The organism is Ignavibacteriales bacterium, from assembly GCA_016700155.1.
GTDB lineage: Bacteria > Bacteroidota > Ignavibacteria > Ignavibacteriales > Ignavibacteriaceae.
In genome coordinates this window covers 271,935-297,164 of record CP065001.1, presented here as the reverse complement: position 1 = coordinate 297,164, position 25,230 = coordinate 271,935, and the positions used below count along the sequence as shown (strand labels likewise).

At 38.0% G+C, this 25,230-nt stretch carries 16 protein-coding genes; all 16 read left to right on the top strand.

Annotated features, from left to right (window positions below; translation table 11 throughout):
* Positions 1–12 precede the first annotated feature (12 nt).
* The 16 genes from IPM56_01175 to IPM56_01100 all read left to right on the top strand — a co-directional run bounded on the left by IPM56_01175 (position 13) and on the right by IPM56_01100 (position 25,227).
* Complete coding sequence (locus tag IPM56_01175; protein QQS36595.1) at positions 13–705, top strand: DotU family type IV/VI secretion system protein; 693 nt, start codon at positions 13–15, stop codon at positions 703–705.
* Positions 706–737: 32 nt separating this feature from the next.
* Entirely contained in the window at positions 738–4,256 is a 3,519-nt protein-coding gene (gene tssM, locus IPM56_01170; protein ID QQS36594.1) for a type VI secretion system membrane subunit TssM, read from the top strand.
* A gap of 7 nt (positions 4,257–4,263) precedes the next feature.
* A complete protein-coding gene (gene tagF / locus IPM56_01165) occupies positions 4,264–5,154 on the top strand; it encodes a type VI secretion system-associated protein TagF (protein QQS36593.1) in 891 nt (296 codons plus the stop codon).
* Between the two features lie 6 nt (positions 5,155–5,160).
* A complete protein-coding gene (locus IPM56_01160) occupies positions 5,161–6,831 on the top strand; it encodes a type VI secretion system domain-containing protein (GenBank protein QQS36592.1) in 1,671 nt (556 codons plus the stop codon).
* Between the two features lie 2 nt (positions 6,832–6,833).
* Positions 6,834–7,328 carry a type VI secretion system contractile sheath small subunit gene (tssB, locus tag IPM56_01155; GenBank protein ID QQS36591.1) on the top strand — a complete coding sequence of 165 codons (495 nt, stop codon included), beginning with the start codon at positions 6,834–6,836 and terminating at the stop codon, positions 7,326–7,328.
* Between the two features lie 44 nt (positions 7,329–7,372).
* Positions 7,373–8,836, top strand: a complete 1,464-nt coding sequence (gene tssC / locus IPM56_01150; protein ID QQS36590.1) for a type VI secretion system contractile sheath large subunit — start codon at positions 7,373–7,375, stop codon at positions 8,834–8,836.
* Between the two features lie 59 nt (positions 8,837–8,895).
* Positions 8,896–9,381, top strand: a complete 486-nt coding sequence (hcp, locus tag IPM56_01145) for a type VI secretion system tube protein Hcp (GenBank protein ID QQS36589.1) — start codon at positions 8,896–8,898, stop codon at positions 9,379–9,381.
* 113 nt (positions 9,382–9,494) lie between these two features.
* On the top strand, positions 9,495–9,950 hold the full coding sequence (gene tssE / locus IPM56_01140; protein ID QQS36588.1) for a type VI secretion system baseplate subunit TssE: 456 nt from the start codon (positions 9,495–9,497) through the stop codon (positions 9,948–9,950).
* Complete coding sequence (gene tssF / locus IPM56_01135; GenBank protein ID QQS36587.1) at positions 9,947–11,803, top strand: type VI secretion system baseplate subunit TssF; 1,857 nt, start codon at positions 9,947–9,949, stop codon at positions 11,801–11,803. The genes tssE and tssF overlap by 4 nt, the downstream gene beginning before the upstream one ends.
* The gene (tssG, locus tag IPM56_01130) at positions 11,767–12,786 is read left to right on the top strand and encodes a type VI secretion system baseplate subunit TssG (protein ID QQS36586.1); all 1,020 of its coding nucleotides are present in this window, start codon (positions 11,767–11,769) and stop codon (positions 12,784–12,786) included. Before tssF ends, tssG begins: the two co-directional genes overlap by 37 nt.
* 74 nt (positions 12,787–12,860) lie before the next feature.
* A complete protein-coding gene (gene tssH, locus IPM56_01125; GenBank protein QQS36585.1) occupies positions 12,861–15,485 on the top strand; it encodes a type VI secretion system ATPase TssH in 2,625 nt (874 codons plus the stop codon).
* A 68-nt stretch (positions 15,486–15,553) separates the two neighbouring features.
* Positions 15,554–17,680 carry a type VI secretion system tip protein VgrG gene (gene tssI, locus IPM56_01120; GenBank protein ID QQS36584.1) on the top strand — a complete coding sequence of 709 codons (2,127 nt, stop codon included), beginning with the start codon at positions 15,554–15,556 and terminating at the stop codon, positions 17,678–17,680.
* Between the two features lie 24 nt (positions 17,681–17,704).
* Positions 17,705–18,778 (top strand): PAAR domain-containing protein, encoded by a 1,074-nt coding sequence (locus tag IPM56_01115; protein ID QQS36583.1) that lies wholly within the window; start codon positions 17,705–17,707, stop codon positions 18,776–18,778.
* A 10-nt stretch (positions 18,779–18,788) separates the two neighbouring features.
* Positions 18,789–22,685: a hypothetical protein gene (locus tag IPM56_01110; protein QQS36582.1), complete on the top strand. Its 3,897-nt coding sequence runs from the start codon at positions 18,789–18,791 to the stop codon at positions 22,683–22,685.
* A gap of 131 nt (positions 22,686–22,816) precedes the next feature.
* Positions 22,817–23,923 carry a hypothetical protein gene (locus tag IPM56_01105; protein ID QQS36581.1) on the top strand — a complete coding sequence of 369 codons (1,107 nt, stop codon included), beginning with the start codon at positions 22,817–22,819 and terminating at the stop codon, positions 23,921–23,923.
* A complete protein-coding gene (locus tag IPM56_01100; protein QQS36580.1) occupies positions 23,920–25,227 on the top strand; it encodes a peptidoglycan-binding protein in 1,308 nt (435 codons plus the stop codon). The genes IPM56_01105 and IPM56_01100 overlap by 4 nt, the downstream gene beginning before the upstream one ends.
* The last annotated feature ends 3 nt before the right edge of the window (positions 25,228–25,230 follow it).

Sequence of the window (25,230 nt, the reverse complement as noted above, 5' to 3'; positions counted from 1 at the left end):
AATAAAAATTATATGGACAATACACCGAAAAGTAAAAAGAAAAAATCTCTCGCAGATATCGCATCGGAAAGTTTGATACTTATACTTCAACTGCGTTCATCAAATGATTACGGCAATGCTTCATCACTGAAAAAAAACTGTACTGAACTTTTTGACAGGTTTGAAACGGAAGCGCGTTCAAATGCGATTGATAATGAGAAGATAACTCTTTCAAAATTTGCTCTTGTTGCTTTCCTTGACGAGACTATTATAAGTTCATCGTGGAATCAAAAAGAACAGTGGCTTGCAGAACCTCTTCAGATAATGATGTTCGATACATTTAATGCGGGAGAAGAATTTTTTACAAATCTTAACCAGTTAAGACAAAGATCATCAGGGAATAAAGACACTCTTGAAATTTATTATTTGTGTCTTGCTCTTGGTTTTAAAGGTAAGTATCAGCTTCAGTCCCCAGAAAACCTCAGAAGAGTGATCGATGACCTGAACATGGAACTTCATCCCGAAATGTATAACACAATAGATGCTATTTCTCCGCACGCAAAACCAAAAGAAGGAATGGTTCAGGCAGCAGGATCAGGAATGCCGGTTTGGGTTTATCCTGCCGGTGCAATTGTGATCTTTGTTATTGTCTATTTAATATTTTCATTGTCAATTTCAGGCGCTGCAAGTGATGTTAGCGACCTGATAAATAAAATCATCTCCTGACAAACTTCTAACGAATAAAATTTTTAATCATCATGGCTAAATTCTTAAAAGGCAAAAATTTAATTGGACTTATCATTGCAGTTGTTCTTATCTTCCTGATAATTTTTGTGGGAAGATATTTCGGTGCATCCTGGGTTGTACAGGTTGTAATCATTCTATTCTTTTTATTGATCGGCGCACTCTTCTTTATGTTCAAGAAAATGAAGGACGCACAGAAAGCCGGTAAGATTGAAGACTCAATCAATTCATCCGCTGATGACCAGATGGCAAATCTGAGTCCTGAGAAAAAAGCAGAGATTGAACAGTTCAAGAAACAACTTCAGGCAGCGATTGCTTCATTAAAAAATTCTAAACTCGCAAAAGGTAAGTCAGGCAGAGCAGCATTATATGCACTTCCCTGGTACATGATAATAGGTCCATCCGCAGCAGGTAAAACTACAGCGATCCAAAATTCAGGTCTCGATTTCCCCTTCGGCAAAGAAGGATTCAGAGGTGTCGGCGGAACAAGAAATTGTGACTGGTTCTTTTCAACTAAAGCAATATTTCTTGATACTGCCGGAAGATATGTAACCCAGTCAGAAGACAAAGCCGAGTGGATGGCATTCCTTGAAACATTAAGAAAGAACAGAAGCCGAAAGCCTATTAATGGTGTTATAGTTGCGCTGAATATCGATGAAATAATTAATAATGATAAAGATCAGATGTATGAGCATGCACGCAACATACGTCAGCGTATTGATGAACTGATTGAAAAACTTGGTGTAAACTTCCCTGTTTATTTTATGTTCACCAAATGCGATCTGATCCAGGGATTTGTTGAATACTTCGGTGACTTTAGTGAGATTGAACGCGGACAAATTTGGGGAAGCACTTTCAGCCCGATGCACGACTTTGATGCGAAAACAGCTTTTGAAAATGAGTTTAATGTTTTAGCTAACAAACTTTTTGATATAAGAACAATTAGACTCAGTTCGCCGTTAAAAAGAGAACAAAGAAGAAAAGTATTTTTATTCCCGTATCAATTCAAAACTCTTCAATCAAAACTGACATCCCTGATCGGAGAAGTATTTCAGAATAATCCTTACCAGGATAACCCGATTTTCCGGGGATTCTATTTTTCATCTGGAACGCAGGAAGGCTTGCCGCTTGATCTTGCAATCAGAGAAATTGCAAAACAATTTAATCTTGCACCCGCATCATCAGATGAATTTGAAGAAAGAACAGAAACAAAAAATTATTTTATTAAAGATCTGCTGAGTGACCTAGTAATCGGCGATCAGAATTATGCTGTTGGAAAAACATCGGGTGTTGTAAAGCAGCATAGTACTATGAGGACGGTAACCATTGCAGCATCTGCTGTATTGCTTGTCTTACTTTCACTTTTTGCATTTATGGGCTACAACGGAAGCAGTATAGTTTTAGATAATATCTCATCCAGGGTTTCTTCATTTAATAAAATTAATTGGAGCGGAAATCTTTTAAGTAATTTTAAAGAAGCAGAAGAACTTCGCATACTTATTGAAAAGATTGAAGATGGAAGTGCTAATGAAGCATTCATCACGATGGGTCTGGATAGAAGTGAAGAAACTTTGCAGTCATTAAAACAACTGTACCTGAAAAAGACGGAACCGTTCTTCACACAAAATATTTATGATGATATGGTCCGCAATCTGAACCACTATGCAAATGGTCAGGATTATTCTGGTGAAGAAACATATAATTATTTAAAAGCATATTTACTTTTAGGAAGTGAACGCGCAAGACTCGATACTTCAAACCAGAAATTTTTAGTAAATGTATTTACAGGAATTCTTGATTCGCGTTTTATAAAATCAAATCCTGCCGCAACAACAGAGATAAAAGATTCACTCAAATCAATGTTCAGAAATTACCTGGCATTCTTCGCAAATAATTTAAGCGATAAGAATTTTTATAACATTAAAAATGATAATCTCTTGGTTAATCTTGTGCGCAGCCGTATGCAGTACCAGCCAAATGCTGAAGGTATTTATGCAAGATTAAAACAAAATGGAATGAGCGAGTTCCCGAATGAATTTACTCTCGAACAGGCGATCGGAGGAATCTATTCCAACATACTTACAACTGATATGAGAGTTCCGTATATCTTCACCGCTGACGGATGGATAAACTATATTAAGGATGCGATACTTGAGGAAAGCACCAATCCCGGTAAAGAAGATTGGGCGCTTGGTAAACAGCAGATCAAACCTGCGACCGGATCAGAAATGACTCCTGACGAAATGAAACGAAATCTGCTTAATCTTTATTTGAATGACTATCAGCAAACGTGGGTTCAGTTTTTACAAAGTTTACGCTACGGAGATTTTGGCTCGGGACCTGTTGCGGCAACAAACCTGAAATTATTAAGTGACCCGATAAGTTCACCGCTTGTATTGATCACAAAAATATTTGCTGATCAGCTTCAGGTTATTTCTGAAATTTATTCGCCGACGGATACACTTCGTGCAAATCCGTTTGCGGGACTTCAGCTTAATGCAACAAACGCCGCTGAGGTAATGAAGTACAAAAAATTTGTTCTTGGTGCACCGGATGGTTCAAAGCCTGGAGAGATAAATGCTATCATAGTACAGTATGGTGTTATAAGCGGTGTGCTCGAATCAATAAGAGGCGGACAGGATCTTTCAAAAGATTATGCTGTGAATGTACTATCACAAAGAGCTGTAGAATTTCCAACAGCATTACAAATGATAAAAGGTGCACTCTATAATATTCCCGCACTTCAGCCATTGTTTATTGATCCAATAAGATTAAGCTGGCGTGCAATACTTTCAGATGCTTCACAATATCTTAATGCTCAATGGAAATCAAAAGTGCATGAATTTTATTCAAGGACTCTGGCAAATTCATTTCCATTTAAACAAAACGGTCCTGACGCTCCGATACAGGACTTTAAAGATTTCTTTAAACCAGATGGAATACTATGGTCATTCTTTAATGAAGAATTAAGTTCATTAATTAATAAAGAGAGATGGAAAGCAAATGCATGGGAAAATGAAGGCGTTGGGTTCTCAGGTGAATTTATAAATACTTTGAAAAGAGCCGATGATATAACCAGTACACTTTTTAAAAGCGGTGATCTTAGTGTATCATTCAGGTTAAAGCCTCAGTTGCCTGATTCAAAACCGATACGCGGACAAAAACCTATCGTTGAACAGGTTTACCTTAACATAAACGGAAATGAAGATTATTATAAAATGGGTTCACCGTTCTGGACTGATTACAACTGGCCTGGCGGCAGAGGCGCCCCTGTCGCACGTATGAATATTTCAATAAGAGATTACGGTACATCCGAAACAAAAGGTTTTGATGGTGAATGGGCATTGTTCAAACTGCTGCAGGATGCTTCTTCAATGCAGGGACAATCTGCTCAGTACAATGTTAACTGGTCATTTAAAAAAGAAAATGTTTATGATGTAACTGTCACTTACCAGTTAACTGCAGGCAGTTCAAAAAATCCTTTTACATCCGGATTCTTCAGAGCTTTAACAATTCCAGCAAGTATCAACTGAAAATAAATTGAATGTTAAAAATCCTGACAGTTACAGTTTTAGTTTTTTTGGAAAACTTCCGCAGTTCCCGGATTTTATTAAACATAAATCAGTCAGTACTGAATTTGCAATTCTTGATGAGTGGCTTCAAAGCGGAATTGCATACGCAAAATCATCATTAAAAAATAACTGGAAAGAAATTTACTCGCTCTCAGGTGTCGTTGAGTTTTATTTTCCTGTAAAAAAAAATAATTCAGTTATTGCCGGAATCCTGGTTCCGTCAGTTGATAAAAGCAATAGAGAATTTCCGTTTATAATTTTTTCAGTATTACCTGAAAAAATTTTCAGTTCAGAAAATACTTTTCTTGTTCCATTACAGTTAAACAGATTTTACTACCAGGCAAAGCAACTTTATAAAATGGCATACGAGGCAACAGATACAACTTCAATCATAAACAGTTTTGATAAAGCTGAAACGAAACCTGCTTCCGTTTTATCAGCGCAGAATATTTTTGATGAATACTTAGCTTCCACAACACTCAATGATTTATGCAAAAGATTTGATTGTACAAATATGAATTCATCAGCATCAAGTGATTCAAAATTATTCAGTTATGTTTTTAGTACTGATGATGAGAACTATAATCTTGACAGCGGGTTTTTAGTTCTAATGTCTTCATTGCTGAATCATGAAAAAGACAACAATTCGTTTATTTTCAAATCACGGACTGAAAATTTTAAAACAAAATTAATGATCAGAAATGCCCAGCCTGTTCCAAGTGATTTTGTTGAAATGTTAAATCCTGTTGTCGAAGGAAATAATCTTAACCATTTGGTTAACGCGTTCAATCCTGATACCACTTTAAAAGATTTTATTTATGAACTTCATCATCAAAAAGATGAACGTGATTCGGAGTAATAATTGATGAGCGAAACTGCTGAAATAACAATCCCTGACTTAATACAGGAATACCTTGAGCCTATTCCCGGTGATTCTCCTGTGGGTAAAGATGCCGCCAATGAGGAAGAGTTTTTCAAACTGAATATGGAGTTTCCTAAAACTGTTCCTGATTACAAAAACTGGATTGAACTTTCAGAAATAATTCTAAAAGAAAAAAGCAAAGACATAAAAGTTGCTTCGTGGTTGTGTTTCGCTTTTTACAGGACGGAGAATCTAAAAGGATTTAAAGACGGACTTATACTGGTTCTCGAATTGCTAAAACGATACGGAACAGGTTTATACCCTGAAAATCCTCAGCACAAAAGTAAAGCGATCCAGTTTCTGAATACATCAAGAGTGACCAAACTAATTGAACGCGAGCAGATCACTAAATCAAATGCTGATGATATTAATGCAATTGATGAGCTGTTAAAGCAAATAGCCGCTGAAGGGGAAAAACTTATTCCCGACAATCCTCCTGTACTTCAGACATTGCAGGATATAATAACAAACCATGTTGAGTCGGCAAAAAAAGCATCTACCCCACCGCCACCTCCGCCGGAAAAAAAGATAGCACCACCGCCTGCGCCAAGAACAGAGTTTAAACAAACTCAGTCTGAGGGGACGGAACAATCAGCGCCTGTTAAAGCAGCAGCCCCCGCTTCTGAGGATGAAGCAGTTGTACAACTAAGAAGAACTCTTACATATTTTCACGAATATATTTCAAATGGAGAAACGAAAGAGAAAATCCCTGATTCATATTTTGTTTATGGTATTGCAAGACAGGTACAATGGGGCGGACTGTCACTTCCTTCAGCCGAAGAAAAAATAACCAACATCGAGCCTCCTAATGATGTAATAAGAAGACTTGTTAAAGAATGGTTCACTGATAATAAGTTTGAAGTTTTAATTCCCCGCATTGAACTCGAGTTCATAAAAGATAACAGCGAATTCCGCTACTGGCTGGATGCACAAAGATATTTAGTTACCGCGCTTGAAAGAAAAGGCGGCAGTTACACAAATGCAGCAAATGATATTAAGTATTATTTATCGCGTCTTAACAAACGATTACCTGAACTAAAAACTTTTTTCTTCAGCGGAGGTGAAATTCCTTTTGCTGATAAAGAGACTATCAACTGGTTAGGTGAATTAGGGACTGCATCAGCAGAATCCTCAAAATCATCTGAAAGTGTTTCATCAACAATGCTTACTCCGATTGTTGATGCCAGCTTTGATGATATACAATCAGAATACAAGCAAGCAGTGAGCAATCTGCCTGCAAAGTTCCAGGAGAATTTTGAAATGATGCAGCAGAAAATCCGCGCTGACGACAGAATAAAAGGAAAGTTTTTAAGAAGACTGAACCTTGCGAACTATTGTTATGAAGCTAAACACTACAATGTAGCAAAAGTAAATCTTGAAGAACTGAATACTACAATAGATAAACTAAATCTTGGTGAATGGGAACCGGCATTAAGTACTGCGGTATGGCAGTCATTATATCTTACGAATGTTCAATTGTTATTTACAACTGATAATGATTCAACAAAATTTACAATAGAAAAACAACAGGAAGAATTATACAATAATATTGCGAAGTACAACGGAATTTTAGCAATCAATTTAGAACAACAAAAACATAAAAGGAGGAAGTAATTATGGCAAGACCAGTTACACCCAAAATAGCACAGCGTGTTAAGGTCGCAATTCTCCCAAGCAGCGATGCAAAGGAAAGTGTAGAACTCGATTACAGGATGTTGATCCCCGGTAACTTTAGTAAAAGCGAACCCGGCAGCCAGCCGCCTGTACGCGACCGCAGATTGAGAACTATCGGGAACAAAGGTGACTTTAAGAGAATGCTTAAGGATATTAATCCAAAGCTAAAACTTACGGTCGCAAATAAAATCTCCGATGATCCTGAAGCAAAAATGGAAGTGAATTTAGACTTCCAGGACATTAAAGATTTTCATCCCGATGAAATAGTAAAAAAAGTTGAACCTCTGCAAAAACTTTTGGATGCGAGAGAAAGATTAAAAGAACTTAAACTCGCTGTTCTGAAAGACGCCAATTTGAAAAAAGCACTTGAAGGAGTGCTTAAAGATGGCGGTGCAAGTATTGATGACCTGATGAACAAATTAGGAACGACTAAATAACATCGATTTTAAAAAAATTAAAAGTTAAACGGAGGTTTAATTAAATGGCAAAAGAAAAATCAGAATCAACAGAACAAGGTCAGGAAACTGAACAGACTTCTGTCGATAAGTTAATCTCCATGCTGGATGATTCTAAAAAATCAGCAGTAGCAGAGTTTATAGGAAAAGTTGGTAAAGAATCGGAAGTATTTAAAATCACAGGAGCTCTTGTTGATTCGTACATCGCCGATCTCGATACTGTCCTTAGCGCACAAATGGATGAGATATTGCACAACCAGGATTTCCAGGAACTTGAATCAACATGGCGCGGATTGTTGTTCCTTGTGCAGAATACCGAGTTCAGTAAACCTGTAAAGTTTGAATTACTTGATGTTTCCAAAGAAGAACTTTACGATGACCTGAATGATGCGGCACTTGGTGAAGGCTATGAAAAAGATTCCGGTTTATGGCATCACATATACTGGGGAGCTTATGATAAAGTTGGCGGACATTCATATACCGCAATAGTAGCTGACTTTGCTGTAAGCAACAAACCACAGGATATCTCACTTCTTCAGCATTTATCTGTTCTATCTGAATCAGCGCAGATACCTTTTATCGGAAATGCAAGTCACGAGTTCTTCGGTGAAAAAAATATGAACGATGTAATGAACAATCGTTTCCTTCCTGAACAATTAAAAGAAGGCGCGGCTTATGCATCGTGGAGAGCTTTCCGGGATGACGATCGTTCAAAATATATTGGTTTAACTTTGCCGAGATTCCTGGGACGTTTGCCTTACAATGCCGAAGCTGAACCGACAAAAAATTTCAACTACACTGAGAACGTAATGCGAGGCGGACAGGACAACAGTCTTTGGTGCAGCACTTCATTCGCACTCGCTTCAAACATGGTTAAGAGTTTCGAAAGCTGGGGATGGAGCGTAAAGGTGGTTGGTGTTGAATCAGGCGGTAAAGTAGAAAATCTTCCTGTTCCTACTTATGAAGAACACGGACAGAAAAAACTTAAAGTCCCTGTTGAAGCTTCTGTTGGTCAGGCTAAAGATGCTGAACTTTGTGATCTCGGATTTATTCCTCTTGCTCACTGGGACAGAACCGATTACGCATGTTTCTTTGAAACACCTTCTGCTAACAGACCAAAAGTAATAAAGAATGATCCGCAGGCATCTGCAAACTTTTCAGTTGGATCAAGACTTCAATATACAATGCTTGTTACAAGGATAGCTCATTATCTAAAATACCGTCAGCTTGTGTTTGTTGGTAAGAACGCAGGCGCAGGTGATATCAAAAAAGATATGTCAAGCTGGCTTGATACACTTGTGGTTGATATGCCCAACCCGGCAGAAAAAATTGTTGCTGAAAAACCATTACGTTCATACAAACTTGAAGTAACAGAATTAAAAGAACGACCTGGTTTCTTCCAGATCAGCGCAGAATTCAGACCGCATGTTGCAATTACAGGAATGGATGTGAACCTGAAACTTATTGCCTACCATTCAGGTGAAGAATAATGATGTTCCATAATTCAATTAATTAATCAAACTAATAACAATTACCAAGGAGGTAAGAAATGGCTGTAAAAGGCGAAATCCTGTTTAAAGATGCAGAGGGAAATGATCTAGAAGGTCCACGTCCAAATGGTTCATGTGTTGTTCTGGAATATTCACAGAGTATTAAACTGCCTTTTGAAAGATCAACCGGTCAGGTTACTGGCAGCAGAATGTACGAACCATTTTCCATATTGAAGGAGATTGATAAACTCACTCCATTCATGTACCAGTATTGTGCTGAAGGAAAAGTTTTCAAGTCAATTGTTATTTCACTTTATGAAATTGCAGAAGCAACCGGTAAGGAAACTGTGTATTTCAAATATACACTTACCAATGCAAGACTTGTAGCAGTAGAAAACTTTATGCCTCCTTCATACGATAATCCTAAGCTGAATGTTGCTCACCTGGAAAGGATTGCCCTTGTTGCAGAATCTGCAGAATGGGAACATGTGAAAGGAAGTACAATGTTCGCCGATCAGGGATTCTTCTCGTTCAAAGTTATTTAATCCTGATCGATTATTCTTTAACATTGAGGGTGGATTGTTTGATTCAATTCTTTAAACAAGATAGATCTTATCATCCACCCTGTTTTTTAATATGAAAATCTTCTTGAAAAATCTTGTCTAAAAATCTCAGCCTTTACAATTTGCTGCTCGGTCAGTTTATCTCGGAAGTTGTTAACCCAGATGAAATCGGTCCGCAGCAATTTGAAACTCTTACTGAAGATCAGAAACTAAGTCTAAGTATTGTTGAAAACCTTCGTATGATACTTACAACAAGGCGAGGTTCAATTTTGCATCTTCCTGATTTTGGCGTTTCAGATATTCTCCAGATTTATCTTGCATCGGATAATCCTGTAGAATCCCTGAAGCAGGAAATAAAAGATGTAATTTTAAAATATGAACCGAGGATCGGATCGGTTCAAATTCAAACATCAGAATTTGATCAGAAGACTTTGCGCGCATCGCTCAAGATCATAATAAAGGTTAAAGACAGTCCCAACAAAGAAATTTTACTTACAGAATTTTCCACTACCGGATGGACCAAGGTAGTACTTGATAAGGATTCCCAATGAGTACTGATAAATATTTTGAACGGGAGTATAATTTTCTTCAGACAGCCGGAGAAGAATTCAGCAAAAAACATCCTACGCTGGGTTCACGGCTTCACATGAGTGAACGAGAAAGAAAAGATCCTTTTGTTGAAAGATTATTTGAAGGTTTCGCGTTTCTTGCCGGAAGGATTCACGAAAGACTCGATGATGAATTTCCCGAAATAGCCGGAGGAATTCTTGAGATACTCTTTCCTCATATGCTTAAAACTTTTCCTTCGTGTGCAATACTTCAGGCGAACATTAAATCCGGTGCGTTAACTGAACCTATTGTTATTAAAAAAGGAAGTGAGATTCAGACTCAGGCGGGAAAATATAAAGTTAAATATAAAGTCCAGTCTGGCTCAGGAACCGGCAGCAGGTTAACTGAAAAAGAGGAACCGACAGAATTTATTTTCAGAACTACGCAGGACATTGCAGTAAGACCGGTTAAACTCAATGATATTTTAATCGAAGAAAATAACCAGGGAAAATCTTCATTAACATTAAAACTGCAGCTCGACAGGAATGTTGATTACAACTCCTTACAAATGGAATCATTCAGGATTTATCTGCATGGATCTGCATCAGTAAAATACAATCTTCACCTGTTCCTTACGAAGTATGTTTCATCAATTTCAGTAAGAGAGTTTGTAAACGAAAAAAGTACATTCAGAAAAATTGACGGATTTAAAATCGGTGTACCTGAACTTTCGCCTGCAATAGAATATGACGGTGATGACTACTCAATCCTTCCCTATGCGAAACAATCGTTCAGTGGGTTCAGAATACTCCAGGAATATTTTGCTTACCCGGAAAAATTTTTCTTCATAGATATTTTCGGGTTGAACAAATACAAAGCTTCAGGCGAATCATTATCTGTTGAAATAAAATTTGATTTCAACAGAAAGATGCCAAGAGAAAAGTGGCCTGAAAAACACAACATAATTATTAATTGTACGCCTATCGTAAATTTATTTTCACGTTCAACAGAAGAAGTCTCGGTAACACAACGCCTGCCAGAATATTATATAGTTCCCGATCTTTACAGAAGAAAAAGCAGGGAGATTTATTCAATAGATAAAGTAAGCGGAATAAGTGAGAACCGCGTTGAACAATACAAGTACATACCGATAACCGCACACGATATACTTGATACAACAAATCCTGAATATGACTTTAAAAGATTTTTCTCAACATTCAGACGAACCATACACAGTGATATGGCTGAAACTTTTATCAGGTTATTCGGACCGAGCATGGAACAGGATTTATTTCCCAAAGAAACTCTGAGTATTGAAGCGACATTATCAAACGGTTTTCTTCCTTCAGCTTATCTTGAAGTTGGCTCAATAAAAGAACCGCTTGATTTTCCTCCCGGCATTGAAGGTTACAACATAACAGTGCCCGGTGAAATACTAGACTGCCCGGAACGTCAGAATTATTTGTGGTCGCTCATCGCGCATTTGTCTGTAAGCTTTTCTACACTTGCTGATGTGAACACACTTAAGAGTATTTTAAATTTATACAACTGGGCAAAATCCCATAATCATCCGAATAAAAAAAGAATTGAGAGCATAAGGAAAATCCACAAACCGAAATTGGTTAATAAAATTATTAATCAGAGTCTGATACGAGGAATTGAATTTCACATCGAAGTTGATTCAAAAGAATTTGAAAACGGTGAAGGTGAAATAAATCTTTTCGGTATGGTGTTGAACGCGTTTCTTTCACATTATGTTACTCTTAACTCTTACGTCTTTCTTAAACTCACTGAATCAGGAACAAGCAACAGTTACACATGGAACCCGGTAGCAGGACAAATACTTCCAATATAATCGAAGATATAGTAGCCAGCGGTCCTGAATATCACGTATGGCAGGCAGTATGGCTAAGTGAAAATATCACAAGGAAAGAAAATCCTAAACGCAAAGATTTTCTCTTCGATCAGCTTGGATTAAAATTCAGACCATACCAATACTATATTTATCCGCCGCGTGATATTCGTTCAATTGAGTATAATGAAGGCGAGATGAAGTTTGTATTGAACTTCCTCGGACTGTATGGAATTAATTCGCCGCTGCCCCGCTGTTATCATGAACAGATTTCTTTCCAGGAAAAAATTCTTGGTGAAGGAAATATCCCGCTTCAGAATTTTCTTGATGTTTTTAACAACAGGTTCTACTGGCTTTATTATCAGTCGTGGAAGAAATACCGATTCTATTTAAATCTTAATGGTGATCCGGAAAATAAAATTGCGGAACGCATCAACTCATTTATTGGAAGAGGTCTATTTGCCAAACCTTCATCTTCTAACATTTCTGATTTTACATTACTGAAGTATGCGGGTGTATTCAGTCCCAGAGTAAGGAGTAAAGAAGGATTAAGAATTTTAATCGGTCACATGTTCCCTGACTATCCCGCAAAGATAAAAGAGTTTGTCCCGCATTGGGTTGATCTTGTTGATACACCATCGCTTGGCAGTGATGATTTTAAACTCGGGAAAAACAGTTTCATCGGAAGTTCAACAGTAGATTATATGAGCAGGATTTGTATAGAAATAGGTCCCGTTACATTTGATCAGTATCTGAATTTTCTTCCGGGAACATCCAACGCAAAAAGATTAAACGAACTTTTAAAACTTTATCTGAACGACGGACTTGAGTTTGATGTGAAGTTCAGAATAAAAGCAGACACCATTGTATCAATTTCATGGAATGATGAACGGCTGCATTTAGGTTCAACATTCTGGTTAGGTCAGCCTTCGGTAGAAGAATTTAAAGTTTATATAAGGAATGAAGATTTTTCATCAGTGAACTGATTTCTGGAACTTCAACACGCTTTTCAATAAAAATAAATCCATCACTAATCGCTTAACAATTGCAGGAGATTTAAATGCAAAGTAAAGATTTGAAATCATTACTTTTAAAATTAAACAACTACCTTGTACGCAATCTTGACACAGCAACAGGATTAGGTATAAACCGGGGCAATTATGAAATCACAATCGAACATCTGCTAAATGCACTGATAGAAGATGGTCAGGGTGATGTGCCTTTAATACTCAAACATTATGCAATTGATTCGGGTGATGTGCAGGCAAAATGCCTTCGAAGCATTGACACAATGGAAAAAGGAAATTCAGGAAAGCCCAAACTCTCTCCCCTTCTTACTGAATTGTTAGAACAGGCCTGGATAACAAGTTCCGTTCATCATCATGAAACTAAAATAAGATCAGGCGCTTTGTTCGAAGTGTTCATCGCATCGGAACAGGTTATCAGCACGAGACTGATGGATGTACTTTCCCCTATCAAACAGGAAGAACTCAGAACAGAATTTTATAACATAGTAAAAGGTTCAGTTGAAGATGCATCAGTTTCATCTGAAATGTTATCACAGGAAGAAGCAAAAGAAATACCTGCTGATGGAACTGTACTTGATCTATATACAACTAATCTTGTCACTCAGGCAAAAGACGGAAAGATAGATCCGATACTTGGAAGAGATGAAGAAATAATCCAGGTTATTGAAGTTCTTTGCAGGAGAAAAAAATCAAATCCTATTTTACTTGGCGAACCCGGCGTTGGAAAAACAGCGCTCGTTGAAGGGTTGGCGATAAAAATCGCTGCCGGTGAAGTTCCCGACATCTTAAAGAACAACCAGATATATTCTCTCGATATGGGTTCGTTGCAGGCTGGAACAAAAATGCGCGGTGAATTTGAAAAACGTTTAAAGGCAGTAATAAATGAAGTAACAAACTCTCCCCTTCCGGCAATTCTTTTTATTGATGAAGCACATACATTAATTGGCGCGGGTGCTTCGGCTGGCGGTGGTGATGCAGCAAATCTTTTAAAGCCTGCTCTTGCGCGTGGATCATTCAGAGCGATTGCCGCTACAACCTATCTTGAGTATAATAAATACTTTGCAAAGGATGCCGCACTCGAAAGAAGATTCCAGCCGATTCACGTTGGTGAACCGGATGATGAAAAAGCAAAAGTAATGTTACGCGGTATAAAAACTAAGTACGAAGGTTATCACGGAATTCACATAACAGACGGTGCGATTGAAGCTGCTGTAAAATTATCGAGAAGATATATTGCCGGCAGACAACTTCCTGATAAAGCTGTTGACCTGCTTGATACTGCCGCGACAAGAGTTAAGATGTCATTAACAAGCAAACCACCAAAGCTTGAATTGATGATAAGCCGGATGAACTCTTTGAATATGGCTATCAACACTCAGCAAAAAGATTCTGATATGGATCTGAAAATAGATCAAAAGGCATTGACGGAATTAAAAACACAGAAAGAAAATCTTGAAAAAGAAATTAAGACTAATGAAGAGAGATGGACGAAAGAAAGTGAACTTACCCGCAAGCTAATGGATCTGAGAATGAAAAAGTCTGCCGCAAAATCCAACGGTCAAAGTAAGGAAGATGAAGAGTTTGCAAAAGAAATCTCTAATGTTCGCAAAGAACTTGAAGAGCTTCAGACATCCAATCCACAGGTATTTGCAGAGGTAACATCAAACACAGTTGCAGAAGTTATTGAAGCTTGGACAGGTATTAAAGTCGGCAACATGACTAAAGACGAAATGACAACTTTATTAAACCTTGAAGAGGATTTAAAGAAACGTGTTGTTGGTCAGGATCACGCAATAAAACAAATTGCGGATGTTATCCGCGGAGCTAAAGTCGGAATAAAAAAAGAAGAAGGACCAAACGGGGTATTTCTTCTCGTCGGAACAAGCGGTGTTGGTAAAACCGAACTGGCAAGAGCAGTCGCAGAGGTTTTATTCGGCGATGAAAGATTTATGGTTACACTTAACATGACTGAATACCAGAGCGAACATAATACTTCAAGATTAATTGGCGCAGATCCAGGTCTTGTTGGTTACGGTGAAGGCGGTGCGTTGAGTGAGCCTGTAAGACGACGACCTTATTGTGTTGTTCTTCTTGATGAGATTGAAAAAGCAAACGCATCAGTGGTTGATCTGTTTATGCAGATATTTGACAGAGGTATGCTGCAGGATGCTGACAGAAGAAATATTGATTTTACTAACACTACAATTTTTATGACATCTAATCTTGCCTCCGAAGTGTTATTTGAAAAATACAATGACGGTATGACGAACCCGGATGATCTTCTCGAAGAACTTCGTCCTTATATGAATCAATATTTCAGACCGGAATTCTTAGGAAGACTAAAACCGATTGTATTCTTACCCTTAAATAAAGAGACCATGAAACCAATTGTTGAAATTAAACTTGGAAAGATTCAGCGCAGACTTAAACAAAATCAGAATCTTGAAGTTGAGTTTAACAAAGCAGTAATCGAGGACATAGTTGATTCCTGCACAAGAGCGGAAACAGGCGCAAGAAATATAGATGCAATTGTTGACAGAAAACTTGCACCAGAAATTTCATCACAGCTTTTGGGTTTTATGGCTGAAGGAAAGAGTCCGGAAAAAGTAACTGTCACTAAAGCAAAAGATGGTTCCTATAAATACAAGTTTACATGACGGAACAGACGAATAGTTTGAATACTCATTAATGATTTTAAAAAAAATATTTCGATTGAGAGGCTGAAATGGCTGAACAAAAATTTAATGAACCGTTTTACAAAATTCATTTTGCTGATCTCGAAGACGACAGCATTGGAGTGGTTTCATTTGAAGGTGAAGAAGAAATCTCTGGAATATTTGAGTACAGGATAACCCTCGCTTCATTCGATCCTAAAATTGATTCATCAAAAGTGCTTAACCGAAACGCAATGTTTACAATGATCCGAAGTGATCAGAGCACCCGTGAAATTCACGGTATCATTTCCAGCTTCGAACAATTCGGGCAGTCAAAAGATCATGTTTTTTACAAAGTAACGTTAGTGCCGCGAATATGGCTTTCCGATCTTACGTTCCGGAATGAGGTATACCAGCATTTTACTATTGAAGACCTTGTAAATACGGTTGTCGGTGAATTAGGTATCGATGTTAAAATAGAATTGAAAAACCGGTACCCTACTAATGAGTTTATAGTTCAGTACAGGGAAACTGATTTTGATTTTATTAACAGGAGAATGGAACACTACGGAATATATTATTACTTCGATCACGACGGCGGAAAAGATACGTTCTGTGTTACGGATGACAACAGCAAATTACCGGATGTAAAACTTCAGGATAAAATAGGGTACAACGAAAACCAGGATCCTTTTGGTGATGTTGAATCAATTCTTGACCTCGCTTCAATTGAAAAAGTTGTTACCGGTACAGTTCAGTTAAAGGATTACAATTATCTGTATCCTGAAAAGCAATTAATGGCTGAAAGCCAGATCAATTCAAACCTGCCCGGCAAATATTATGATTACGGAGATAACTTTGAAAATGAAAAGGACGCTGAGTTTCTTGCTAAGGTAAGAAACCAGGAAATACTAGCGGGAAGTAAAATCTTTAAAGGACGAACTAACTGCAGGTTGTTCAGTGCGGGTCACAGATTTAAAATGGAAAACCATTACCGCGAAGACTGGAATACTGAATACATAATCACAAAAACATTTTCATACGGTTCACAGAAAGGTCAGTTCGCGGTTCCGCAAAAGCTTCAGACAAATGATCTTGTTTTCGAATGCAAGTTTGAAGCAATACCTTTTGAAGTTGATTTCAGACCAGAACGATGCACGCCTATACCAAAGATCTCCGGAATAATGAGCGCAAAACTTGAGACAGGATCGGGTGATGAATATTCATTCCTTGATGATCACGGCAGGTACAGAGCAAGAATGCTTTTTGATTTAAGTGACTCATCTGATGCAGAAGCTTCTTTACCTATCCGGCTCGTTCAAAGTTATTCGGGTGCGGGATATGGAATTCACTTTCCAAACCACGCAGACACTGAATTATTATGGGCTTGTGTTGACGGTAATGTTGACAGACCAATAGGAATAGGTACAGTACCTAATCCGTCACAGGCATCTCCTGTTGCGGCAAAGAACAAATCACAGAATATTATCAGGACAGCTTCAGGTAATGAAATTGTTTTTGATGACAGATCAAATGAAACACAGATTTCCATAACTTCTTCCGAATCACACAAACTTTTACTCGATGATAAAGATGATAAGATTGAAGTTGTTTCTAAAGATAAACACAAAGTTGTGATGGATGATAAGAATCAGAATATAACCGTTAACAGTAAAGATGGTCACACGATTTTAATGGATGATAAGAACACAAAGATTGAAGTGAAAACGAAGAACGGACACTTCATACTTTTCAATGATACAGGAGGAGACGAAAAAATTCAGATATCGGATAAGCCCGGTAAGAATTCTTTCACACTCGATATTCAGAATAACAAACTGGTCATTGAAACTAAAGAAGGCGACATTGATATTCTTGCCCCGAAAGGTAATCTGACTATAAAATCAAAAGCACTCAAGATTGAAACTGAAACAGACACTGAACTTAAATCCGGAACATTTAAGAATGATATAAAAACTGATTTCGAACTCAAATCAACCAATGCAAAAATAGAAGCTAAAAGTGATCTTAAACAAAAAGGTATGAGTGTTACAACAGAAGCCTCAACAGATTTAAAGTTAAAAGCACTGAACTCAACAGTTGAATCCTCAGTTAATACTCAGGTAAAAGGAGCATTAGTAACAGTCGAAGCTTCGGGTGTCAATACGATCAAAGGATCCCTTGTAAAAATTAATTGATAAAATTTTAAGAAGGAATTTAAGATGAGTATGGCAGCAAGGTTGGGTGATTCATGTGCACACGGCGGAACAATCGTCGCCGGTTGCCCAACTGTTTTGATCGGAGGAATGCCAGCAGCAAGAGTTGGTGACCCGCATGTTTGTCCAATGGTTACACCCGGAACTCCGCCAATTCCGCATGTTGGAATGCCGATCATTCCTCCCGGAAGTCCGACTGTATTGATTGGTGGAATGCCCGCTGCACGTATGGGCGATATGGCTCCGTGCACAGGTCCGCCTGATTCAATAGTGATGGGATGCCCGACAGTAATGATTGGAACTGCCGGTTCGGGAAGCGGCAGCGGAGGTGGTGCTGGTGGAGGCGGTGCTGCAGGCGCAAAAGCCGGTGCAGCCACAGCAATGACTGACAACATTGAGGTTTCCACAAAACAGGAACACTGGTTCGAATTTGAATTTAAAGATAAAGCCGGAAATCCTGTAAGCGGTGTACCATACAAATTAAAAGACCCTGATGGAAAAGAATCTGAGGGAATATTAAAACCGGATGGAAAAATTCTTCGGGATTCATCAGGCAAAGGTAAAGCAGAAGTTGTTCTGCTAACCCTTCAAAATGCCAAATGGTCAAAAGAGATTGCAAAGGTCGGCGACAAAGTAAAATTAACTGCTGAGTCTAAAGGATTGGAGACCGGGCAGAAAGCCACGATACAGATATTCAAAAAAAATCTTAATGCCGCTGATGTGCTTGTTAAAACAATTGAAAAAGAAATCAGTAACGACAAAATAGAAGTTGAGATTGAAAACAAGTTCGAAGAATCTGAGCCCGGCTCTAACAGTATTTCCAACGGATATTATTTTGAGGTTTTCAGCGGACAATGCAGAACGAAATCAGGTATGTTGTTCAATGAAGATACAATAGAAATTGAATTGAAAGATGATGAAGGTAACCCAAAAGCAAATGAAGAGTTTATTTTATTCCTTCCGAACGGTAAAGTTGAGCAGGGTAAGTTAGACGGTAACGGTTATAAAAAGATTGAAAAAGTTCCTTCCGGAAATTATTCTGTAAAATTTCCGAATCTCAAAAACCTGAATAATCAATAATAAATTTCCTGTGCCTGAAACAGTTGATATAAAACTTAAAGATGCTGATCAGAAAATTGACAACCTGAAATCGGGTGGAGTAAATAAATTTTCTGTTCAGTCAAAACGTGAAGTAAGTGTTATTGAAATGGAAGATATCAACTTCCATTTTGACAGCGCTGTGCTTCTTCCGGATTACGGCACCGAAGAACCGCAGCCCGGTAACGAAGAACAAAACAGGATTACTGGATTAGGAGTAATCTTTGCCTGCTTCAAGCTTGCCGAAGAAAAAGAATTCAAACAGAAAATTCTTGTAGCCGGACATACGGATAAAAGCGGCGGTGAGTTTTATAACCTTACTCTTTCACAGCAGCGTGCTGAAAATGTTTTTTTCATGATGATGGGTGAGAGAACGAAGTGGGCTGAATCTTCAAATGCAAAACACCAGGTTGAGGATATACAGCAGATACTGAAATGGATTTCATTTAATTTCAGGTATGATTGCGACCCCGGGGAAAAAACAAATAAGATGAATGCCGAAACGACCGGCGCTATACTTGCATTTCAGAAAAGATATAATGAAGATTTTGTAATACAGGAAAAGCATAAAGAAAAATTCACACGTAAGTTTATTAAGCTTGATGAAGACGGTAAAATGGGGACCAAAACATGGGGTGCGTTTTTCGATATGTACACTCTTGAGCTGTTGATAGTTATGGGCATCACCGAAGACGCCCTCAATGAACAAAGGACTAAGTTAACTTTTGTTAAGAAAGGACAAACGCAGCCGGCTCCTGTTATAGGCTGCGGAGAAAACTTTCCTGCAAGCGGTGCTACTTCTGAAGATCCGAATGAAATTGACAGGCGTGTTGAAATTTTATTTTTTGATGAAGGTGAAGAACCGGAGCTAAAATGTCACCCGAAAAAATTTCAATGCATTAAATCAAAATGTGATCTATACCCGAAAGATAAATTCTTTAAACACACACCTGTTCCTGTTGATCCCCTTCCGTTACCAAGCGGTGTTGCTGTAAGAGTACATTTAAAATTCATTTACAAAACCCCTGATGAGAAAGAAAGAACTTTTCCGAAAGATTTTCCATACATACTAAAGTTCCAGGACGGCAGTACTGAAGGAAAAAAACTTGAAGATGATTCGGGACAGGTATTCCTTCAGATACTCAGAGAAAAAAAATCTTTCACAATCGAATTCAAGATAAGTGAGATTTCTTATGTCGCTACTCCTGATGATGAAACAAAAAAAGATATTTTAATTAAAGAACCTGAAGTAAAAGGTAAGGTGAAAGAAAAGTTCAAAGTATTTAACCTTCCGCAGGAATGGAATCTTAAAAATACAAAATGGGAGTTATCTCCTGCCGTTTCAAATTTCGACAACACTGAAAAGCAGTTCAAAGACCTCGACAATTTAAGTGTTGAAAATATAGGGTCTGAAGCTTCGCCTATAAAAATGATTCTTGATCCCAAATGGCAGTTCATAAAATTTTTATACTTCGATAGATTTGTAAAAAAGAAACTCAGTATTCCCCCTGCATTAGTCGAAGGTTTTTCACTTAAATCAGATGCGACTTTTACTACACGAAGCAATTGGTTTACAAAAGATGAAGGGTGTCAATGTCTGCCGTGGATCATTCAGACAGTTAAAAAACCGGATGCGAACAGTCTGCTGAAGTTAAGATCAGCACCAAATACATTTATTGAAACAACAGGTGACGAATCTAACTTTACAAGGAAATATGTAACAAAAAGCCCGCCCGCCTCTGCTGATGCAGGTTTGAATGAAGGTGAAGGAACCGGTGTAGATTTGAATCAGCCAAATGAAAAACGTTTAGCGTTTTATGATATGCCGGCTATTTGGAAATCAACGAAGTATTTTGCGAAGTTATCGGGAGGTACCGGTGCAGCCCCGACTAAAGAAGATGTTTTTGAGAACATAGTTTTTGATACAACTACAAATCAAAAACCTTTACTCATCTCATTAGATGATATTGTCCTGACCGATAAAGATCTTAAGCCAATTACTGTTGACCAGAATGAACGAATTGCGATATTCTCAAATCTCTTTGGTAAAGATCCTGCGAACAGTGACGTTTCTGAACTGGGAATCTTCAAGCCCGACACTTCTGAACCTTACTTCTCTCAAAAAGTTGAAAGGGTCAAAAACAATATTAACTACATTGCTGACTATCCTGACTGGACAAGACTTGTCGTTTACAAAGGAAATCTTTTTGAGTCATTTGACCAGAGAACTGTTGAAGGTAAGGGAGACATTGTCGGTGCACGTGCTGCAGTAAGATGGGTCGACGCAACAAATCAAACTACAGATGGTGTAGGTAAAACTCCGGGAAATTCATTTTCAACCAGACCTTCACCTGTTATAAAAAGCTTTTTCGTTGAACAGCCGTTCCTGCAGCAGGAATATATTCACAAATTGTTCTCTCTTGATGCAGGCTCATATAATTTTATGACTACACCTGATATTCCGTCAGGTAACCGTGGCAAAACAAGTAACATCGGAAGGTTCGACCGGGCTTTTTTAAGATGCTGTGATGTAAAAGATGGCAAAGAGTTTTCTGTAATACTTGAATACTACAGGTTCAGTTTTGATTTCAGCAATGCACCAGATTCACTTAAGAATAGTGCCGCTAAAAAATCTCAATACAAAAAAGATACTTGCATTAATATTGGTAAACGATGGAGCCAGAAGGATGGTACACTAAATCCCGGTCCTGCAGAAATTGAATCGAAAGAAGATTCATTAAAACTAAATACAAAAGTGATGTGGCTTGCGCAGTCACTCGACAACAGTCTTGCTCATTTTAAACTTGATGTGGTATCCGATGACGGCAGATCTTTTATGGCAAGCTTTGACGGAACGGCAGAATTACGAATCAGTGCGAATAAAGATGAAGGCGGCGGCAAGCTTGTAGCTGCGCACGAATGCGGACACGGCGGTTCACTACCTGATGAATATATTGAATCATCAACACTGTGTTCTTATAACCAGACACCGTTACGAAGTAATAACCTTCCGGGAGATTTTTTTGATCTCGACGGCAGAGCTATGATGATTTCCAACAAACAGATAAGAGCGCGGTATTACTGGCACGTTGCAGAATGGATGCGTTCATTTATTGATGGAAAATATATTGTTAAGCATGACACTTTTAAGTATGAAGTTCAGCCGCATCCAAATAATAATAAGTCCAATAGAAAATCTTTAAGGACATTCACTAACTGGCCGCGAACAGCTAACGTCAATACAGACATCGGCAAGAATAAATTCAGTGTGTTTTTCTATTTGCTTGGCGAGGATACTTTCAGTACAAATATTGTGAAACCCGGAACTACTTTTAAGGGAAATGTATTAGTGATGATACACCTGAAATTTAAATTTCCGGAAACTCCCTCTCATACTCCTGACGGTACATTCGGGAGAATCAACGAGGACATCAACAAGCTAAATACTCGACTTGAAAAATTGTTTAATAAAAAATTTAAAGCTTCCGGAAAAGTTGATGGCACTGAATTCGATCCATGCATATTTATGTTTAGTTTCCGGTACCTTGTTGAAACAATAACCAACGAGGACAATGACGAGAACAAAAAGTATTTAAAGAGAAACGGCGGAACAAAAGGAAAATATAATGACCTTGCCGAGAGCCTTGAAGACAGGCATGATATTCATCTTAAAGTTGAAGTAATAGATCCGCCAACAACCAAGACATCAAAAATTGATAACGATAAAATAACTCTGCGCTCTGATGAGTTTAACAAATTTGAAAAACTTGTAGCGCAGGCTTTAGGATTGAATCTTGGATCAGTATCAGGCGGTTTATTTATTCTTAAACCCAGCCTTGTTCCTATTGTTAACAAAGTAATGACGGATGGTAAAGTTGACAGTTTATAAAAAATTATTCTTCATAGTTTTGCTTGCAATAATCGCGACGGCGGGATTTTTTTTTTGAAAGTCTTTTCTCACAAAATGAAATTGAAAACTCAGACCATACTGTTTCACTTAACTTAAACAATGGTAGTGGAATGATAAGACCATTTATAAACGACAATCTGAATTCCAGGCTTAATCAAAAACTCACTTCCGGGATGTGGAAAGTTAAATGGCAGACACCAATACTTGGCGGCATAAACCCTGAACATCTTCTGGTTTCAAAAGACAGGATTGTGATCCAGGGCAGTGAAGTATGGCAGATGTTTGATCTCAACGGTAAGGCAATAACATCAAATAGTTTCGCTAATGGAAATGTTGTGCTGGACACATCAAATAACCTGATATATGCCGTTGATAATAACAGCATGATTGAAGCTTATGATATTGGTGACGGCACGCTTAAATTTATTGTTGACGGATTTTACGGGACAAAGTATCACCGGACATTTTTAACGCGAACAGGAAATGCACTTATTTGTTTAAGCAACGAACAAATTATGGATGCGCATTCATCCGAAAAGCCTGAGACTGCTTACCTTGAAAAACAGAACATCGGCGGGAACATTCAAACTGATGATCTTTCAATAGTGACAACAGCAGTAAGAGAAAAACTTGAGAAGCGAAACTCGGGTTTAACTTATGCGGCAACAAATGGCGGATCATTTTTCATTGCGTATAAAGATAAAATTGAAATCCTGAATGAAGATTTTTCCACTACAAATGCTTTAGAGGATAACTTCACACCGCTTGCTTTAAGTGTGGATGACAATTCAAACATCTATGTTATTGTACTCACTGAAGAAGATAAATATGCGCTTTGGATTCTGGATTCTTCCTGTAAAAAGGTTTCTGAATTTCCAGTGCAAGCAGAAGAGAATTATTTCCCTCCTCACATTGGCTTTGATGGTAGTGTCTATCTTTTTAATACAAGAATGATCACCGCAGTGAATAAAGATAAAGTTAAACTGTGGGAACAGAATACAGGCTTCACTCATGGAGCAGTTTGTCTGGAGGATAACCTATTGTTAGTCAGCGAGGATAAATACATTTTTGCTTTTGACAGCACAGGTGAACGAAAATTTGTTTATCAGTTTGAAAATGAAATTGCCTCAACACCTCCAATCATAAATGAGAAAGGTGAAATCTTTGTCAGTACAAACAAATTTTTATACTGTCTTGTAAGTGAAGAATTAAAATGAGTAAAGTCTCCGGCGACAGCGATAAAGTAAAAGAAGAAAAACTAACTTCGGCTATTGAACAGGTTTTGTGGTCAAAAGCAAAAGGTGCGCCCGGCGGCAAAGTCGCTCTTGATATATTCACCCAGCTGGTCGGCAACAATACAGAAGCGTCTATTCAATTATCGGATAAATCCGGTAAATCTTTTGAAACGATAAAGAAAAAATTATTCGGCAATAAGTATCGTGTTGAATTAACTATCCCGGAAAAAGCAAAAGATGAACTCTATGCTGAAGTTAAAATTTCAAAACTTAGTCTGACAAAAAAATCAGCAGCATTAAATCTTCTACCGCAGATTGAAATAAAAAATCTTAAATGGGATAAAGATGAAGTACACAGGGGTGATATTTTAAAAATCACAGCGGATATTTCCGGTGCTTATGATGGCGCTGAGGCTGAGGTTCAGATTTGGGAATTTGATTCTGATCAGGCACATGATCTTGTTACTTCAATTCCAGTCAATGTTAAGAACAAAAAAATCGAGACTGAGTGGGAATTCCAGTATGTAGATGATACCGACGACATTGCCACAGATGAAGAAAATGAAAATGGCTATAGCTGGCCCGAATATTTTTTTCGAATCGTTGTTGGTGGTAAATCAGAAGATTCAAAAGTGATAAAGTTCAAAGACTGGGTTGAGATAGAATGGCGTTACCCTAACGGTGAACCAGCCGCGAATAAAAATTTTAAAATGTACCTGGCTGATGGTTCTGAAGTCAGCGGAACATTTGACGATGACGGTAAATACAGGCTCGAATATTCATCACCCGGTCCTGTACGTGTGTCACTTGAAGAGGAAGATGAGAATGAGGATTCTGATAACGAAGAGGAAAAGCAAACGATAAAAATTAATCTGAAGGATGCGGAGAATAATTCTTATTCAAACAAAAAATTTGAAATAAGATACGGACTTGATACAGTCGGCGGAAATACATCCGGTGACGGTTTGATTGAAGCCGAAATACCGGCTGACATTACTGAAGCAGATTTGCTTGTGTGGCTGAAAGACGGCGAGGAGAAAGCAACTTACAAAACCACATTACGGTTTGAATCAATTGAGCCGGAGACAGACACAAAAGGAATTCAAACAAGACTTCAAAGTCTTGGATTTTACAACGGTGAAATCGACGGTGCATTAAATCCGATGTTGAGAGATGCCATCAAGAATTTTCAAAAACAAAATAATCTCCCTGTTAATGGAGATCTTTCATCCGATCTTGCTGACAAAGTAAATAAAAAGTTTAAAACACTTAATACCAAAAAATAAATT

What these genes read in the sequence shown, in the direction of transcription:
- tssF (QQS36587.1), top strand. Translation starts at nt 9,947, where the DNA reads ATGAGTACTGATAAATATTTTGAACGGGAGTATAATTTTCTTCAGACA.
- tssM (QQS36594.1), top strand. Translation starts at nt 738, where the DNA reads ATGGCTAAATTCTTAAAAGGCAAAAATTTAATTGGACTTATCATTGCA.
- IPM56_01175 (QQS36595.1), top strand. Translation starts at nt 13, where the DNA reads ATGGACAATACACCGAAAAGTAAAAAGAAAAAATCTCTCGCAGATATC.
- tssB (QQS36591.1), top strand. Translation starts at nt 6,834, where the DNA reads ATGGCAAGACCAGTTACACCCAAAATAGCACAGCGTGTTAAGGTCGCA.
- IPM56_01105 (QQS36581.1), top strand. Translation starts at nt 22,817, where the DNA reads ATGATAAGACCATTTATAAACGACAATCTGAATTCCAGGCTTAATCAA.
- IPM56_01115 (QQS36583.1), top strand. Translation starts at nt 17,705, where the DNA reads ATGAGTATGGCAGCAAGGTTGGGTGATTCATGTGCACACGGCGGAACA.
- hcp (QQS36589.1), top strand. Translation starts at nt 8,896, where the DNA reads ATGGCTGTAAAAGGCGAAATCCTGTTTAAAGATGCAGAGGGAAATGAT.
- tssG (QQS36586.1), top strand. Translation starts at nt 11,767, where the DNA reads ATGGAACCCGGTAGCAGGACAAATACTTCCAATATAATCGAAGATATA.
- tssH (QQS36585.1), top strand. Translation starts at nt 12,861, where the DNA reads ATGCAAAGTAAAGATTTGAAATCATTACTTTTAAAATTAAACAACTAC.
- IPM56_01100 (QQS36580.1), top strand. Translation starts at nt 23,920, where the DNA reads ATGAGTAAAGTCTCCGGCGACAGCGATAAAGTAAAAGAAGAAAAACTA.
- IPM56_01160 (QQS36592.1), top strand. Translation starts at nt 5,161, where the DNA reads ATGAGCGAAACTGCTGAAATAACAATCCCTGACTTAATACAGGAATAC.
- tssC (QQS36590.1), top strand. Translation starts at nt 7,373, where the DNA reads ATGGCAAAAGAAAAATCAGAATCAACAGAACAAGGTCAGGAAACTGAA.
- tssI (QQS36584.1), top strand. Translation starts at nt 15,554, where the DNA reads ATGGCTGAACAAAAATTTAATGAACCGTTTTACAAAATTCATTTTGCT.